This window comes from Thermodesulfobacteriota bacterium (genome assembly GCA_035325995.1).
Lineage (GTDB): Bacteria > Desulfobacterota_D > UBA1144 > Nemesobacterales > UBA2774 > JADLGH01.
The window spans coordinates 168825-184414 of sequence record DAOKYU010000003.1 but is presented as its reverse complement, the minus strand read 5'-3'; the positions used below and the strand labels follow the sequence as shown (position 1 = coordinate 184414).

Annotated in this window: 16 protein-coding genes; 13 read left to right on the top strand and 3 right to left on the bottom strand. The window is 56.9% G+C overall.

Features of this window, described 5'->3' with window-relative positions; translation table 11 throughout:
* Positions 1 to 398 precede the first annotated feature (398 nt).
* From PKC29_05635 to PKC29_05625, 3 genes are all read left to right on the top strand, one after another.
* A complete protein-coding gene (locus PKC29_05635; GenBank protein ID HML94891.1) occupies positions 399 to 878 on the top strand; it encodes a hypothetical protein in 480 nt (159 codons plus the stop codon).
* A gap of 65 nt (positions 879 to 943) precedes the next feature.
* Complete coding sequence (locus tag PKC29_05630; protein ID HML94890.1) at positions 944 to 1921, top strand: beta-ketoacyl-ACP synthase III; 978 nt, start codon at positions 944 to 946, stop codon at positions 1919 to 1921.
* 144 nt (positions 1922 to 2065) lie between these two features.
* Positions 2066 to 2926: an AEC family transporter gene (locus PKC29_05625; protein HML94889.1), complete on the top strand. Its 861-nt coding sequence runs from the start codon at positions 2066 to 2068 to the stop codon at positions 2924 to 2926.
* Between the two features lie 13 nt (positions 2927 to 2939).
* Here PKC29_05625 and PKC29_05620 read toward each other — a convergent pair whose 3' ends face one another.
* Positions 2940 to 3917 (bottom strand): hypothetical protein, encoded by a 978-nt coding sequence (locus tag PKC29_05620; protein ID HML94888.1) that lies wholly within the window; start codon positions 3915 to 3917, stop codon positions 2940 to 2942.
* Positions 3918 to 4000: 83 nt separating this feature from the next.
* Between PKC29_05620 and aroA the strand changes: the two genes are divergently transcribed.
* The 9 genes from aroA to PKC29_05575 all read left to right on the top strand — a co-directional run bounded on the left by aroA (position 4001) and on the right by PKC29_05575 (position 12908).
* Positions 4001 to 5293 (top strand): 3-phosphoshikimate 1-carboxyvinyltransferase, encoded by a 1293-nt coding sequence (aroA, locus tag PKC29_05615; GenBank protein ID HML94887.1) that lies wholly within the window; start codon positions 4001 to 4003, stop codon positions 5291 to 5293.
* 51 nt (positions 5294 to 5344) lie between these two features.
* Positions 5345 to 6001: a (d)CMP kinase gene (gene cmk, locus PKC29_05610; GenBank protein ID HML94886.1), complete on the top strand. Its 657-nt coding sequence runs from the start codon at positions 5345 to 5347 to the stop codon at positions 5999 to 6001.
* Positions 6002 to 6093: 92 nt separating this feature from the next.
* Complete coding sequence (locus PKC29_05605; protein ID HML94885.1) at positions 6094 to 7785, top strand: 30S ribosomal protein S1; 1692 nt, start codon at positions 6094 to 6096, stop codon at positions 7783 to 7785.
* Positions 7786 to 7811: 26 nt separating this feature from the next.
* A complete protein-coding gene (gene sppA, locus PKC29_05600; GenBank protein ID HML94884.1) occupies positions 7812 to 8669 on the top strand; it encodes a signal peptide peptidase SppA in 858 nt (285 codons plus the stop codon).
* Positions 8670 to 8671: 2 nt separating this feature from the next.
* Positions 8672 to 9157, top strand: a complete 486-nt coding sequence (locus PKC29_05595; GenBank protein ID HML94883.1) for an HIT domain-containing protein — start codon at positions 8672 to 8674, stop codon at positions 9155 to 9157.
* Between the two features lie 3 nt (positions 9158 to 9160).
* The gene (locus tag PKC29_05590) at positions 9161 to 9592 is read left to right on the top strand and encodes a LapA family protein (protein HML94882.1); all 432 of its coding nucleotides are present in this window, start codon (positions 9161 to 9163) and stop codon (positions 9590 to 9592) included.
* A gap of 61 nt (positions 9593 to 9653) precedes the next feature.
* Entirely contained in the window at positions 9654 to 10580 is a 927-nt protein-coding gene (lipA, locus tag PKC29_05585; GenBank protein HML94881.1) for a lipoyl synthase, read from the top strand.
* Positions 10581 to 10663: 83 nt separating this feature from the next.
* Positions 10664 to 11875, top strand: a complete 1212-nt coding sequence (locus tag PKC29_05580) for a cofactor-independent phosphoglycerate mutase (protein ID HML94880.1) — start codon at positions 10664 to 10666, stop codon at positions 11873 to 11875.
* Positions 11876 to 11882: 7 nt separating this feature from the next.
* A complete protein-coding gene (locus tag PKC29_05575; GenBank protein HML94879.1) occupies positions 11883 to 12908 on the top strand; it encodes an LLM class flavin-dependent oxidoreductase in 1026 nt (341 codons plus the stop codon).
* Between the two features lie 14 nt (positions 12909 to 12922).
* Here the strand turns inward: PKC29_05575 and mazG are convergent, their stop codons facing one another.
* Positions 12923 to 13696: a nucleoside triphosphate pyrophosphohydrolase gene (mazG, locus tag PKC29_05570; GenBank protein ID HML94878.1), complete on the bottom strand. Its 774-nt coding sequence runs from the start codon at positions 13694 to 13696 to the stop codon at positions 12923 to 12925.
* 131 nt (positions 13697 to 13827) lie between these two features.
* On the opposite strand from mazG, the gene PKC29_05565 reads away from it, so the two are divergent.
* A complete protein-coding gene (locus tag PKC29_05565; protein HML94877.1) occupies positions 13828 to 14418 on the top strand; it encodes a hypothetical protein in 591 nt (196 codons plus the stop codon).
* A gap of 17 nt (positions 14419 to 14435) precedes the next feature.
* Here PKC29_05565 and PKC29_05560 read toward each other — a convergent pair whose 3' ends face one another.
* A complete protein-coding gene (locus tag PKC29_05560) occupies positions 14436 to 15560 on the bottom strand; it encodes a Xaa-Pro peptidase family protein (protein HML94876.1) in 1125 nt (374 codons plus the stop codon).
* Positions 15561 to 15590 lie beyond the last annotated feature (30 nt).

Here is a 15590-nt window from a genome sequence, read left to right as displayed (position 1 = left end):
GGCTCAGCCGCAGGGGGCGGGGGGGGCGGCGCTGCGGCCGCAGGGGCTTCCTGGGCTCCGACAGGGCCCATGTAACGCCATACCAAAAAGGCCAATCCTATGACAATCAGTGTCCACATCATCTCAACTCTTCCTCCCTTTCAAAATGCAGGGAATCGAACGTGTGCTCGATTTAGCCTCCGTTCATCCGAAATTCCCCGCTTTTTTTGAGAAATTAAGGAAACAACACCGGCCAAAACGCTCCGATATCTTGATACTAATAAATTTGCCATGCCAATGTCAAGGAAAAATTTCGGGGCGGCGCGCGGGCGGCGTCCCCGGCGGCAGGGTACGCCGAAGACCAGGCAATATGGCTCGGGGCCTTGCCGTGCGCGAATGTTGCATTAGACTAACGAAAAATGGGTAAAAACCTATTATCTATACTTTTTAAACCCTTTCTCGGGGGACACAAGGAAATTAAGCCCCCGGCCGAAATAGGAAACGAGACGGCAATCACCCTTTCGATGATGGAATCGGGGTGCATTTTCGTGTTCGTCGAAGGGAGCCCCGTCCTCATACTGAAATGCTCCGGCGAGGACATGGCGGCGCTCAAGGAGTCGGACGCCATATCGCTCGGATTCGAGCTTCTCGAAAGGTCCGAATTCCCTTGCATCACTGTAACTATCACGGTAGATATAGCCTCGGGGCGGCAGTTCCGGTTCGATTACTACTTCAGTCTCGAATCCGAAGAAGAAAAAGAGCTCCTCGGGCTGCTTAGGGACAGGGAGTATTTCGACATACTTTACTACGACGAGGACATAGAGCGGGTAAGGCGCGCCGCGCTGACGGACGCGCAGAGAACGGAGCTCGGCTCTCTACTCGCGAGACACGGGGAGTAAGTTGACAAAGGCCTGTCTTCCCTATACTATTCCCCGACTGGTATTTATTAAGGAGAAGGCTTTAATTGAGCTTTGTAAGGTTCCTTGGCACAGGCTCGGCGGCCCCTGAAAAGGTGCTCGCAAACGCCGACCTCGAAAAAATCGTAGATACCTCGGACGAGTGGATTCAAACCCGGACGGGAATCCGTGAAAGAAGGATTGCCGAGCCCGGAACCGCCACTTCGGACATAGCATACGACGCCTGCGTACGGGCGCTCGAAAGCGCATCGGTCGATCCGGTCGATCTCGACGCTATTATAGTGGGCACGGTTACCCCGGACTACATTTTCCCGTCGACGGCCTGTATTCTCCAGAGCAGGCTCGGCGCGAGGCATATAATGGCCTTCGACCTTCTAGCGGGATGCTCGGGCTTCATGTACGCGCTCCAGGCCGGGAAGGGCATAATCGACGGCGGCAACGCGAAGAAGGTTCTCGTCGTCGGCGCCGAGACGCTTTCGACGATAATGGATTTCCAGGACCGCTCGACGTGCATACTCTTCGGCGACGGGGCGGGAGCGGCCGTCCTGTCCAAGTCCGACACGCCCGGCATCATGTCCATAACCATGGGGGCCAACGGAAGCCAGTGGGAGCTCCTCTACATGCCGGGCGGCGGCTCGCGCGTGCCGGCGAGCGAGGAATCCGTCAGGAACAGGGCGCATTTCCTCAAAATGGCGGGTCAGGAGGTCTTCAAGGAGGCCGTAAAGGCCATAGAATCGTCCTCGCTCGAAGCCATACGCCTGGCGGACCTTACGCCGGACGACATCGACCTATTCATACCGCACCAGGCCAATTACAGGATCCTCGAGGCCGTAAGAAAGCGCATAGGGCTTCCGGCGGAAAAGGTGTTCAGCAACCTCGACAGGTACGGGAACACGTCGTCCGCGTCCGTGCCCATAGCGCTCGACGAGGCAGTAAGGAGCGGCAGGGTGAAAAAGGACGACAAGATCCTCATATCCGTATTCGGGGCCGGCTTTACATGGGGCGCCGCCGTCGTAAACTGGTAGCGGGACTTGCCGCAGAGCGTGCGGCTCCATTCATCTCAAATGGTCCGGCTGTCTCGAAATGATTCCTCATGATTCCCCGCGATTTTCCCTACCCCGGAAGTTAAAGGCCTATCAAGGGGGATACGCGCCATCACAATCGAGATAATAAACGTCGTACTTCCCGTTTTCCTCATCACCGCAGCCGGCTATATCTTCGGCAAAAAGAGGAAAATAAACCTCTCCGCCATAAACGATTTCGTCATATACCTCGCGACTCCGGCGCTAATAATATCGTCCCTCTCCGAAGATCCTATAGACCTGGCCATAGCGGGGAAGGTCTTTCTTTCAGTCTGCATAGTGATAGGAGTATCCCTCGTGCTCTGGCTCGTCGTCATAAGGGCGATGAAGCTCCACGTGAAGGTCTATCTGCCGCCCGTTCTTTTCGCGAACACGGGGAACATGGGGCTCCCGCTCGTCCTCTTCGCATTCGGCGAGGCGGGGTTCAGCGTCGCGATACTGTACATGGTTTCCACCACCGTCATTCATTATACGCTCGGGATATACATACTGAGCTACGATGAGAGCCCGTTCGAGGTTCTGAGGCTCCCGCTCGTTTATTCAGCCGTTGCAGGGGTGCTGCTAAGCGTTTCGGGGTGGGAGCTGCCCGTCGCCATATTCAGGTCGCTCGACCTCCTGGGCGAGGCAAGCATTCCGGCGATGATATTCGCCCTCGGGTGCAAGCTGTCCGAGGTGGCGATAAAGGACGTCGGCAAGTCGTTCATGGCGGGCGGTATGAGAATTCTGTTCGGCATTATTCTAGGGGTGCTTTCGGTGCGGATTCTACACTTAGAAGGCGTCGAGGCCAGCGTCGTGATATTACTCGCGGCCATGCCGCCCGCGGTGTTCAACTTCGTCCTCGCGGACAGATACAACCAGGACTCCGAGACGGTCGCCTCGATAATACTCGCAGGGACTTTGATATCGGCCGTGACGACTCCCGTCATTATAGCGTTCCTGCTGAATTGAGGCGCGGGAGCGCCTATTCGCCGCCGACGCAGCCGACGCGCATTATTGGAACCTCGAAGAGGTGATGCTCGGTGTCGTATATAAAGCCGCTGCCGCCGTCCACGTATGCGATGCTCTCCTGCTGGGGTAGGGGCATGACCTCTATGACCCTGTAGTCCTTTCCCTCTTCCATTTTCGCGGCCGGTTTCAGGTCCCCGGCAGAGAGATCGATTCCGAATTCGACGGCCTTTTCGTACGTCAGGACTATGAACTTCTTGCCGTCGGGGGCGATGTCGAAAGACGTTACGACCTGCCCGAGGGGAGACGCGCCCGGAAGGAGCGAGGGGAAGTCGATTTCGCCGACATATTCGGGCTTTAGAACGCCCTCGCCCGCGTTACGCCACTTGTCACGGGGCAGCCTGTAGAGCCGTGCGGGGTAGGCCTCGGTATAGTCGCGTTTTTCTTCCTTAGTGAGTATGAATATGTCGCCCCCGGGGTGAACGGCGAGGGCTTCGGCGTTGCGTGGGCCGTCCGGGTAGGCGATTTTTACCCTCTTGAGAGGCTTTACAGCGCCCGCGAAATCCTCTATCTCCTCGACGGCTATGATTTCTGTGTAATCCCTTCGCTTCCGGTTGTCACCGATGTCAGCGATGAATACGCATGATCTGCCGGGGGCGCACTCGCCGATGCTCATGTCCTCGAAGTCGAGCCTCTTCGAATCGTAGCCCTCTATCCTGACGGCCCTGGTATTACCGCCGGCCGTGTCCGTTATATAAAAATAGGGTCCTCCGCCGGAATCGTTTATGTGGTAGAGCCTCCCGGGGAACTTCGTCGAGACGGCGACGCCGCTGGCCTCGTCTATACGTAAATGGTCGAGAGTCCCTGTTTTTTTAGCCTCTCCCCACTCCCCGCATATGCCGGCTGCGGCCGGAAGCGGGTTTGAAAAGGCGGCGTAAGCTGCAAGAAAGAATAAAGCAAATATAGCGGCGGGGGATAAAAACTCCGGCCTCATTTGTAAATCTCCGTGTTCGCGAATATTTTCCTAACAATTTAACCTACGGTATTATTCAGGCAAAATAATTTTCGGGTCGGATCATGCCAAAGAAGGTCGTCAAGGGAAGCACGAAACCGTTTAAGGGCGAGGTTACGCCGCCCGGGGACAAGTCCATATCGCACAGGTCGCTCATGCTCGGCGCGCTCGCCACCGGGAAGACCGTCGTCACCGGCTTTCTTAACTGCGAGGATACGATATCCACGGCGAACGCCATGCGGGCCATGGGGGCCGGGATCGAGATAAACGGGACGGACGTCACAGCCGTCGGAAACGGCCTCCGGGGTCTAAAGGAGCCCGGAGACGTCATCGACGCCGGCAATTCCGGGACGACCACGAGGCTCCTGACGGGCCTCCTCGGCGCCCAGGATTTCTTCTCCGTCGTGACGGGGGACAAGTATCTCCGGGCGAGGCCGATGAAGAGGGTAACGGACCCGCTTCGGCTCATGGGCGCGCGCATAACGGGCAGGGAAGGCGGCAACAAGCTCCCCCTCGCAATAGACGGCGGAGGGCTCAGGGGGATCTCCTACAGGCTCCCGGTCGCGAGCGCGCAGGTTAAGTCCGCGCTACTGCTCGCGGGCCTCTACGCCTCGGGCGAGACGGAGGTGATAGAGCCCGAGCCCACGAGGGACCACACCGAAAGGATGCTCGGCTACATGGGCGTCACTCTCCAAAGAAGCGGCGAAAGCATAACCATCACCCCCCGGGAGAGGGACTTTGAGGGCAGGAAAATTTCGGTGCCCGCGGATATCTCGTCGGCCGCGTTTTTCATGGTCGCCGCGCTCATAAATCCGGGCTCGGAGGTCCTCATACGAAACGTCGGCGTTAACCCGCTCAGGACGGGCGTAGTGGATATATTGAAGGACATGGGCGGCGATATTTCCCTCCTGGATGAAAGGGAGGTGTCCGGCGAGCCCGTGGCCGACCTGCTCGTAAAATCGAGCGCGCTCAAGGGCGTGACCATAGGCGGGGCGCTGATACCGAGGGCCATAGATGAGCTGCCCGTGATCGCGACCGCTGCGGCGTACGCCGAGGGGACGACCGTCATCAGGGACGCGGCCGAGCTGAGGGTGAAAGAAACGGACCGTATAAAGGCGATAGCGACAGAGCTCGGCAAGATGGGCGCGGACGTCGAGGAATTCGAAGACGGTATGGCGATTACCGGAAAGGGACGCCTCACAGGGGCCGCGTGCGAGAGCCGGGGGGATCACCGCATTGCGATGGCGGTCGCGGTCGCGGCGAGCAGGGCCGAGGGCGAGACGGAGATAGACGACGCCGGGGCGGTGGCCGTGTCGTTCCCGGAATTCTTCGAGGTGCTTAAGGGGCTAAGAAGCTAGCCGCGTGATGGAATACGCGCGGCGCGAATCCGTTCAGGATAACGTCAAGCGATGATTATAACGATAGACGGCCCCTCGGGGGTCGGGAAAAGCACCGTATCGAAAGCCGTGGCGGAGAGAACCGGCTGTATATATCTCGACACGGGCGCGATGTACAGGGCGATAGCCTTAAAAACCGCGACTTCAGGAATCGACATAGGGAACGAGGCCGAGCTCTCGAAACTCCTCGACAGCACTTCGGTCGGATTCAGAAAGAACCCGGACGGCGGCTTATCGATACTCCTCGACGGGGAAGACGTCGCGGGTGAAATAAGGACCCCCGAAGTGTCGCGGCTTTCCTCGGACGTCGCGACGAAAAGGCCCGTCAGGGTAAAGCTCGTCGCGATCCAGCGCGAAATAGGCTCCTCGGGGAATATAGTCGCCGAGGGAAGGGACATGGGGACGTACGTATTCCCCGACGCCGATTTCAAGTTCTATCTTACGGCCACGACAGAGGAAAGAGCCAGGAGGAGATGGGCGCAGCTCAGGGAATCGGGCAGGGAAGCGGACCTCGCGGAGGTGGAAAGGGAGCTCCTCGTACGGGACAGACAGGACAGCGAGAGGGCAGAATCTCCCTTGCATCCCTCACCGAATGCGGTCATAATAGATACTACAAATCTATTGACCGATGAAGTAATAAGTAGAATAATATCGGCGGTTCAAGGATAGCTGAAGAAGTAAACACTACCCCATTCTACTTCTAATAGTGAACTCGGGCAGTTAGCTTGGAAGGACAATACTCGACAAAAGAAGGCAGGTATATGGTAGACGAAAAAGATTTTGCAGAAATGGTCGATGAAAGTATGGCCGTTCCCGACAAGGGAGTGGCGATCAAGGGAATCGTAGTCAGGATCGACCAGGACGACGTATTCATAGACTTCGGCTCGAAGTCCGAAGGAGCGGTTTCTATAAAGGAATTCTACAACAAGAAGGACGAGCTCGACGTCAAGATCGGCGACGAGGTGGAAGTCGTATTCGACAACTGGGTAAGCGAAGGCCTCCCGAGGCTTTCGAAGATCAAGGCCGACCTTGTCAAGGAAAACCAGGCGATACAAGAGAGCTTCGAGCAGGGCAAGCTCGTACAGGCGGTAATACAGCAGAAGGTAAAGGGCGGCCTCATAGCCGATATAGGCGAAAAGGTAAACATAAGGGCCTTTATCCCGGCGTCGCAGATCGACATCGTCCCGAGGCGCGACCTCGATAACCTCATCGGTGAGACGATCGAAGCGAAGATAATAAAGTTCAACCAGGGCGACGTAGTCCTTTCGAGGAGGGTACACCTCGAGGAAGTACGCGAGAGCCTGAGGCAGGAAACACTGGCTTCCATCGAAGTCGGCAAGGAAGTTACCGGAAGGGTCCTCAACATCATAAATCAGGGTGCGTTCGTCGATATAGGCGGCGTCGAGGGATTCATCCCCGTAAGCGAGATCGCGTGGGGAAGGGTGGCCCACCCGGAAGACGTAGTATCGAGAGACCAGCAGGTAACGACGAAGATAATAAAGATAGAAGACAACGAGAAGATCACTCTCAGCCTGAAAGAAACGACGCCCGACCCGTGGGAATCCGTAAAGGGCAAGTACATGCCCTGGACAAACGTCCGCGGCAAGGCCGTATCGCTCACGGACTTCGGCGTATTCGTAGAGCTCGAGCCCGGGGTCGAGGGGCTCGTTCACATATCCGAAATCACGTGGACCAAAAAATTCCGGCACCCGAAGGAAGTCATTCAGCCGGGTACGGAGCTCGAAGCCGTCGTTCTCGACGTAGACGCCGGGAACAGGCGCATATCCCTCAGCTTAAAGCAGATAGAGCAGAGCCCGTGGGAGCAGTTCAAGGAAACCCATCCTTCCGGCACCAGGATAAAGGGCATCATCAGGAACGTGACCGACAAGGGTATATTCGTCGAAGTCGCGGAGAATATAGTCGGCCTCGTCAGGCCCGACAACATCAGCTGGAAAGGAAGGGTCAATCCCGAAGAAGAGTCTTTCGAAAAGGGGAGCGAGATCGAGGTCGTCGTTCTTAACGTGGACGACAGGAACCAGAGGATAGCCCTCGGCATAAAGCAGCTCGGCTCCGACCCGTGGGAAAGCGCCCAGAAGAAATACAAGTCCGGCGAGACGATAATCACCGGCAAGATAAAGGAAGTCAGGGACAGGGGCGTTACCGTCGAGCTCGAAGACGATATAGAGGGCTGGATAAGGGCCAACGAGCTCAGCCAGGACAGGGAAAACAGGGACGTCCCCCGGAACCTGAGCCCCGGCGACGAGATAACGGCGCTCGTAACCGGGTTCGACAAGATAAAGCGCCAGGTGAACCTCAGCAAGAGAAGACACGACGACAAGCTCGAAAGAGAAAGGGTTTCGAACTTCATGTCCTCTCAGGGCGAGCCTTCCGTAAAGCTCGGAGACGTGCTCAAGGAAAAGCTTAAAGACATCAACAACGGCGAGGTAGTCTGAGGTTGCGCGGAGCCGTCTTCGCCATATTGGCGGTCATTTTCCTCTTTTTCACGTTCATAGCCGGCGTAGGGTGCGGCCTTCTCATTTCGGGTGACGACGCGCTCTCGTCCGGGGACAAGGTGGCCGTGCTTAAGATCGAAGACGTCATACTCGACGACCAGGCCTATCTCGACAGCATCACCTCCATAAAAAACGATTCCCGGATAAAGGCGCTCGTATTGAGAATAGAATCTCCCGGGGGGGCCGTGGGCCCGTCGCAGGAGATTTACAGCGAGCTTAAGCAGCTCGGAGAGGAAAAGCCCGTCGTAGCCAGCATAGGCAACGTCGGGGCTTCGGGCGGCTATTACATAGCGTGCGCCGCCGAGAAGATTTACGCCAACCCCGGGGCCATAACGGGCAGCATAGGCGTCGTCGCACAGTTCGTCAGCTACGAGAAGCTCCTCGAATGGGCGATGGTAGACGTCGAGGTCATAAAGAGCGGCGAGTTCAAGGACATCGGCTCGCCCTTCAGGGAAATGACCGAGAAGGACCGCGAGTACATCCAGGGGCTAATCGACAGCGTTTACGTCCAGTTCAAGGACGCCGTCGGGGAATCCAGGGGGCTGGACACGGCGCAGATGGACATAGTCGCAGAAGGCAAGATATACACAGGCGCCCAGGCCAAGGAGCTCGGCCTCGTGGACGAGCTCGGCACGATAAACGACGCCGTGGATTATGCCTCCGAGGCGGCGGGCATAACGGGCGAGCCCGGCCTAATATACTATCCCAAGAAAAAATCACAGCTCATGGAGCTCCTGCAATCGAAGGTGGAGATTCCCGGCATCACCGGCTTCCCGTCGAAAGCGAGCTTTGGACTTTTTTATCTCGTCGATATAATAAATTGAAAATGAAACTGCTCTGGGCTCCTTGGAGAATCGAATACATAACCGGGGAAAAGGAACAGGGATGCATCTTCTGCCGCAAGCCCGGTGAGGGGAATGACAAAAAGAACCTCATATTATATAATGGTCAGACGAGTTTTATAATCATGAACCGTTACCCGTATGCGAACGGGCATCTCATGGCCGTTCCGTACAGGCACACGAGTAATCTATCGGACCTAGGCGAAGAAGAGAGACTCGAGCTCATGAGCCTTACGATAAAATGCACGGAAATACTGAAGGCGCTTTCGCCCGACGGGTTCAACATAGGCATGAACCTCGGCAAGACGGGCGGGGCCGGTATAGACGACCACCTTCATTTTCACGTCGTCCCCAGGTGGAGCGGCGACAATAACTTCATGCCCGTCATAGCCGACGTCAGGGTAATGCCGGAATACCTTGAAGACACTTATGAAACCCTTAGCCGGCAATTAAATACGTTAGAGAGGTGAAAGATGAAATTTATAAAAATACTGTTCATAGTGCTGATAATACTTCTTTTCGCAATAATTTATACGCAGAACCTGGACGTTTTCACCCACGATTTTCAGCTCCAGCTCGACCTTAAGACCCACGTAATCGGGCCCTACGTAACGAAAAACGTCGTCATAATACTCGCCGCGTTCCTGGTCGGCGCCCTTGTTACGATCTTCTTCGGCGCGCTTCAGTCCCTGTCCTCGAGCGCCGATTCCCGCGACAAGAGCAGGAAAATAAAAGAGCTCGAAGCCAGGAACAGGCAGCTCGCGGACGAGAACCAGAGGCTTCAGAGGGAAAAGGAAAAATCGGCCGTAACCGCCGCATCTGCGTCCTCAGCGACAGCCGCGACAGACCCGGCGGATCAATCCCCGTTTTCCTCCCCGACGGTAGTAGACGAGGAAAAGAGCTGATCCTGCGCTCCCGCGAGGGGCCCGCTTCGTAAACCGGCCCCGATCGATTAAACTTACTCTTATGCGAAATACCGGAAAGCCGAGCTGGATAAAGGCCCAGATACCCCAGGGCCCCAATTACACACACTTAAAGGGCCTCATGAGGGGGCTCAACCTCCACACGGTTTGCGAGGAGGCCAGGTGCCCCAACATAGGCGAATGCTGGGGCGCGGGGACGCTCACCTTCATGATACTCGGCGACGTATGCACGAGGAGCTGCGGCTTTTGTCATGTGAAGACGGGCCGCGGCGGCGAGCTCGACTGGGACGAGCCGCAGAGGGTCGCCGAGGCAGTGGAGAAGCTCGCGGAGAATAACGCCCACGTAAAGCACATAGTCATCACTTCCGTAAACAGGGACGACAAAAACTACGAGAGCGCCTGCATATTCGGAGAGACCATAAGAAAGGTCAGGGAATATAACCCGAACGTCAAGATAGAGGTCCTCATACCCGACTTCAAGGGCGACAGCGCCGCTCTGGAGCAGGTCCTCGAAGCCCGGCCCGACGTCCTTAACCACAACATCGAGACCGTGCCGAGGCTCTACCGCCTCCCGCAGACGACGCCCTCGGGAAAGAAGCGCTCCGTGAGGCCGCAGGCGAATTACGAGGGCTCGCTCAGGCTCCTCGAAGAGAGCAAGGCTTACGGAAACGATGGCATGCTGACGAAGTCGGGGATCATGGTCGGCCTGGGCGAAGAAGAGGAAGAGCTCCTCGAAACTTTGAAAGACCTTAAGGGAGTCGGATGCGACATCGTGACGATAGGCCAGTACCTCCAGCCGACGCACGACCATCTGCCAGTGACAAGGTACTACCACCCGATGGAGTTCGAATCACTGAAGACCTACGGCGAGAACGTCATAGGGATACCGCACATCGAGGCCGGCGCGCTCGTAAGGAGCTCGTACCACGCCGAGAAGCAGGTCGCGAAGCTGGGCGAGAGTCTTTCCTGAGCCGGCGGTTTTATCGGAATCGGCTTATCCGGGATTCCATATTTTCTTGATTCTTCCCCCAAAACATTTAACATCTTAATCTCATGAAATACGTGATACTCCAGGGCGACGGGATGCCCGACCACCCCCTTCCCGAGCTCGGCGGAAAGACGCCGCTCGAAGCCGCGAGAACCCCTAATTTAGACAGGATAGCCAGGTGCGCCGTGACCTTCGGCATGGTGAAGACCATACCCGACCCGCTCCCCCCGGGGAGCGACGTCGGCAACCTCACCGTTCTTGGGTACGACCCGATGGTTTATTACACCGGGCGCTCGCCGCTCGAAGCCGCGAGCATAGGCGTCCCGCTCGGCGAGAAGGACGTTACGCTCCGGTGTAACCTCGTCACGCTGGCCGAAAACGGCCGCGAGACTATAATGGAAGACTACAGCGCCGGGCACATAACGACCGAAGAGGCGAAGGAGATAATCCTCGACCTCAAGAAGGAGCTCGAAGAGGAAAATTTCACGTTCTACCCGGGCGTCAGCTACAGGCATCTCCTCGTCTGGACAGGCGGCAACAAGGACGTTCACACTACCCCCCCTCACGACATATCGGGAAAGGCGATAGACTCCTATATCCCGACCGGAGCAGGGACCGAAATCCTGAACCGCATGATCGAAAAATCTAGGGAGATTCTTAAAGAACACCCCGTGAATAAAAAAAGGCTGGCTGAGGGTAAGAACCCCGCGACGAGCATATGGCTATGGGGCCAGGGCACCGCGCCGAAGATGCCGCCCTTCGAGGAGCTTTACGGGCTTACGGGCTCCGTCATTTCAGCCGTGGACCTCGTTAAGGGGATAGGGCACTGCGCGAAGCTAAGGGTCATAGACGTTCCCGGTGCGACAGGGTATCTCGACACGAATTACGAGGGCAAGGTGGACTACGCCCTCGACTCGCTGGAAGAGGTGGACCTCACAATGATACATATCGAATCGACGGACGAGACGGGGCACGTCGGCAAGGCCGAGCTGAAGGTGCAGGCCGTGGAGGACTTCGACGGCCGCGTCGTGGGCCGGGTGCTCGAAGGAATAAAGAGGTTCGGGGATTACAGGATACTCGTAATGTCGGACCACCCTACGCCGATAGACCTCCGGACGCACGTGAACGAGCCCGTGCCGTTCGCCATTTACAGCTCGGAGGACGAGAGCGTAAAGAACGATAAATTCGTCTACACCGAAAAGTCCGCGGCCACGTCGGATGTCTTCGTTCAGGAAGGCTGGCGGCTTCTCGGGATGCTGACCGGAAAGGAAATCTGAGATTCAGATGAGCGCCGATACAAATCCAAAACTGCGTTTCGGACTGTGGTACGACTTTCGCAACCCGCCGGAGTGGCGCCGGCCGTACACGGAGGTATACGCCGAAGTGCTCGACCAGGTGGCCTGGGCCGAGGACAACGGCTTTGATGACGTCTGGCTCCAGGAGCACCACTTCCACGACGACGGCTTTTCGTCGTCGGTGATGACGATAGCGGCTGCCATCGCGGCGAGGACGAAAAAGATACGCATAGGAACGGGCGTCATGCTTCTGCCGCTCCACAACCCCGTACGCGTGGCCGAGGACGGTGCGACCGTGGACATACTGTCGGGCGGCAGGTTTCAGCTCGGCGTCGGGAACGGGTACAAGGTCGAGGAGTTCGAGAGCTTCGGCATCTCCCGAAAGGAGCGCGGCGGCCGCTCGAACGAGGGGCTCGAAATCATACGCCGCCTGTGGGAAGGCGAAACGCTCACGTTCGAGGGTAAATATTACGAGATACATAACGCGAGGCTCGCGCCCGAGCCCGTCCAAAAGCCCCGCCCTCCCCTCTGGGTCGGCGGATTCAGCCCGGCGGGGGCAAGACGCGCCGCAAGACTCGGGGACGGATTTTTAGGCACCGGGCCTATAAAAGAGCTCTACGAAGAATATGTCGCCGAGCTTAAGAGGCTCGGAAAGCCGACGACGAATCTCAAGGTCGCGGGCGGCTATTTCTGGCTCATAGCTTCCGAAGACCCGGAAAAGACGTGGAACGAGGCAGTGGACCACGTCCTTTACCAGCTTAACGGCTACGCCGAATGGTTCGAGAAGGCCGGGATGCCGCTCCTGCCCTACGTACGCGACGCCGGGCATTTAAAGGAGCTCGGCATTTTCAACGTCGCCGACCCGGACACGTGCATCGAGATGATAAGGGCATACGTGAAAGAGGTGCCCATCACGAATTTCTATTCCTTCACGATACCGCCCGGGCTCCCCGCGAGCTGGGCGCAGCCGCATCTTGAGCTTTTCGCGAAGAAGGTCATACCGGCCTTCATGTAACACCGGACAGGGCGCTACCCGCGCTCCCGCTTCTTCACATCTTCCCAGAGCTCGTTCATCTCGTCCGGAGTCAGGTCCGAGACCTGCTTTCCATCGGCCTCGGCCTTGTCTTCTATATAACCGAACCGCTCGATGAACCCGTCTATGGCCTTGTGAGCCGTTCCTTCGGAGTCGAGCTTAAGATGCCTTCCGAGGTTTACGAGCGAAAAGACGAGGTCGCCCCACTCCTTCTCGACGCCCTTTTCGTCGCCGGACTTGATCTCCGTTTCCAGCTCCGACAGCTCTTCGCGCACCTTTTCGAGCACCTCGCCGGCGCTCCGCCAGTCGAACCCAACCTGCGAGGCCTTCTCGCCCACGCGCTGCGCGCGGAGAAGGGACGGCATCGTGCGCGGGATGTGAAGGAGCCTTCTCTTCCGAGACTTCTCTTTCAGCTTCTGCGCGTGCCATCTCTTCACCGCTTCCTCCGCGTTGGCCGCCTTCTCCTCGCCGAAGACGTGCGGGTGCCTGCTGACGAGCTTTTTGTGGAGCCTGTCTATGACGTCCCCAATTTCGAACGCCCCTTCGTCCGAGGCTATCTGCGAGGCGAAGAGAACTTCGTAAAAGAGGTCGCCGAGCTCCTCGATGAGCTCGTCTTTGTCCTTCTGCTCTATTGCCTGCACGACCTCGTACGCCTCCTCGATGATGTAAGGCCGGAGCGTATCGAGGGTCTGCTCCTTGTCCCAGGGGCATCCCTCGGGCCCCCTCAGGTGCCGCGACAGCTCTACGAGGTCGTCGAATGTCTTTTTCATATCTTTCTCCATGCATTAATAATTCCGGGGCATTAATAATTCCGGGTGAAAATGGATGCAATCGGTGATAATATTTATCTAAATAACTGTGCCCGGATTCGGAATATACCGTCAATTCTACAGTAATTTATATGGACACGAAAATCGGAAGAGCGAAAGGATCGATTTTCCTGAACTCAAAGGACTACATCGTCAATTCCATCGGTGACAGCGTGTGGAAACTGATCCTCGCGAACCTGCCGGGGGAGGATGCCGCGTTCTTCGAAAAGAATATAGCTAAAAACGAATGGTACCCCGTTACGCATCTTAACAATCTCGTAAACACGTACGACCTGATCGTGGGGAACGGCGACTTCCTGTCCGTTGCCCCCGTGGCCGAGTACATCGCGAAAAAAGATCTCGGCCCCGTTTTCGAGGTTTTCGTCGATCTCAAAAATCCGCAGGTCATACTGAACAGCGCTCCCTCGCTGTGGAGCAGGTATTTCGACACCGGGAGAATGGAAGTCGAGAGGGTAAACATAGACGACAAGAGCTCGACGCTGGTTCTATACGAGCTCGCCGACGAGACGAGGGCTTCCGGGGTCGCGATTTGCACGTTCGCGGTGCCCGAATGGTTCAAGACGGGCCTTTTGATGTCGGGGACGGGCTCCGTCACGATCACGCAGACAGAGTGCAGGTATAAGGGCGCCGAGTCCTGCAAGTACGAGATAAAATGGGAATGAGCCTTTAATCCGGCGATCTAGAGCCTGAATTTTTTAGGATATCTCGTGAGGTTCCTGCAGCCTTTCTTTTCGACTACTACCACATCTTCTATTCTTATGCCGCCCGTCCTGGCGTAGTAGAGACCGGGCTCGACCGTGACGACGTTCCCTTCTTCGAGCACCTCGTCCCCCATCCCGACCCTAGGCGGCTCGTGTATTTCGAGTCCGAGCCCGTGCCCGGTCGAGTGAATGAACCCTTCTGTCCTGCCGTCTACGGCTCCCGTTTTGTACCCGCGGCTGTCGAAGTAATCGACGACGGCCTTGTGAACGTCCTTCACGGCAACGCCGGGCCCGATCATGTCTATTGCGAGCTTCTGGCCCTCGAGGACTGTGTCGTACATGTCCAGGAGCCCTTTCGTCGGCTCGCCTTTTATTACGGTCCTCGTCATATCCCCGAAGTAGCCTGTTTTCTGCGATCTCGGGAATATGTCAAGGACTATGGGCTTACCCGCGAAAAGGGGCCCATGTCCCGAATCGTGGGGCATCGAGGAATGAATGCCGCACGCCACTATGGTATGGGCGGCCAAGAAACCGGCTCTTGAGAGAAAGGAGTCGATCTCGCCCTTCACCCTCTCTGAAGTGAGAGGCTTTCCGTCGAGATAAAGCCTGTTCTTACGGACCTCGGATGCGGCTATCATCTTTACGGCGGCGTCCATGGCCTGCGCCGTCTTGACGAGGGCGTCCTTTATGAACCTTACCTCCTCGGGTGTTTTCCTGAGCCTTTCCATGAAGAGCGGCTCGGCGAGGGCGGACGCGACCTTGAATCCCTCGTTCCTTAGCTCGTCGGCGTACTTGAGCCCGAACCTCCCCGGGACCGTAACCTTCTTTATCTTCCTGTCCCCGAGCAGAAGCGCCGCCGCATCTATCAGCTTCGGGCGCTTCTTTTCGGCAAGGAGCCTTCGCTGAAGGTCGGAAAGCGGGATAACGCTGTCCACAGTCGCCGCTTTCCTGCCCCTGTCGATTTCGAGATCGCTCAGGACGAGGATTTTTTCGCCGTCGTGTTCGAGATAAATGACGGGGTCCGGAACGAAGAACCTGGTTTTGTAGTAAAGGTCGGCGTTTTCTTCGCTCGTGTCGATTATGAGGATGGCGTCCTTCTTCATAAAATGACACTATACCGTAAGGCCGTTTCT

Excerpts from the sequence above, each read along its gene's own strand:
- PKC29_05565 (HML94877.1), top strand. The coding sequence starts at position 13,828 with ATGGACACGAAAATCGGAAGAGCGAAAGGATCGATTTTCCTGAACTCA.
- PKC29_05575 (HML94879.1), top strand. The coding sequence starts at position 11,883 with ATGAGCGCCGATACAAATCCAAAACTGCGTTTCGGACTGTGGTACGAC.
- mazG (HML94878.1), bottom strand. The coding sequence starts at position 13,696 with ATGAAAAAGACATTCGACGACCTCGTAGAGCTGTCGCGGCACCTGAGG.
- PKC29_05620 (HML94888.1), bottom strand. The coding sequence starts at position 3,917 with ATGAGGCCGGAGTTTTTATCCCCCGCCGCTATATTTGCTTTATTCTTT.
- PKC29_05635 (HML94891.1), top strand. The coding sequence starts at position 399 with ATGGGTAAAAACCTATTATCTATACTTTTTAAACCCTTTCTCGGGGGA.
- PKC29_05605 (HML94885.1), top strand. The coding sequence starts at position 6,094 with ATGGTAGACGAAAAAGATTTTGCAGAAATGGTCGATGAAAGTATGGCC.
- PKC29_05560 (HML94876.1), bottom strand. The coding sequence starts at position 15,560 with ATGAAGAAGGACGCCATCCTCATAATCGACACGAGCGAAGAAAACGCC.
- aroA (HML94887.1), top strand. The coding sequence starts at position 4,001 with ATGCCAAAGAAGGTCGTCAAGGGAAGCACGAAACCGTTTAAGGGCGAG.
- cmk (HML94886.1), top strand. The coding sequence starts at position 5,345 with ATGATTATAACGATAGACGGCCCCTCGGGGGTCGGGAAAAGCACCGTA.
- PKC29_05580 (HML94880.1), top strand. The coding sequence starts at position 10,664 with ATGAAATACGTGATACTCCAGGGCGACGGGATGCCCGACCACCCCCTT.
- lipA (HML94881.1), top strand. The coding sequence starts at position 9,654 with ATGCGAAATACCGGAAAGCCGAGCTGGATAAAGGCCCAGATACCCCAG.
- PKC29_05590 (HML94882.1), top strand. The coding sequence starts at position 9,161 with ATGAAATTTATAAAAATACTGTTCATAGTGCTGATAATACTTCTTTTC.
- PKC29_05595 (HML94883.1), top strand. The coding sequence starts at position 8,672 with ATGAAACTGCTCTGGGCTCCTTGGAGAATCGAATACATAACCGGGGAA.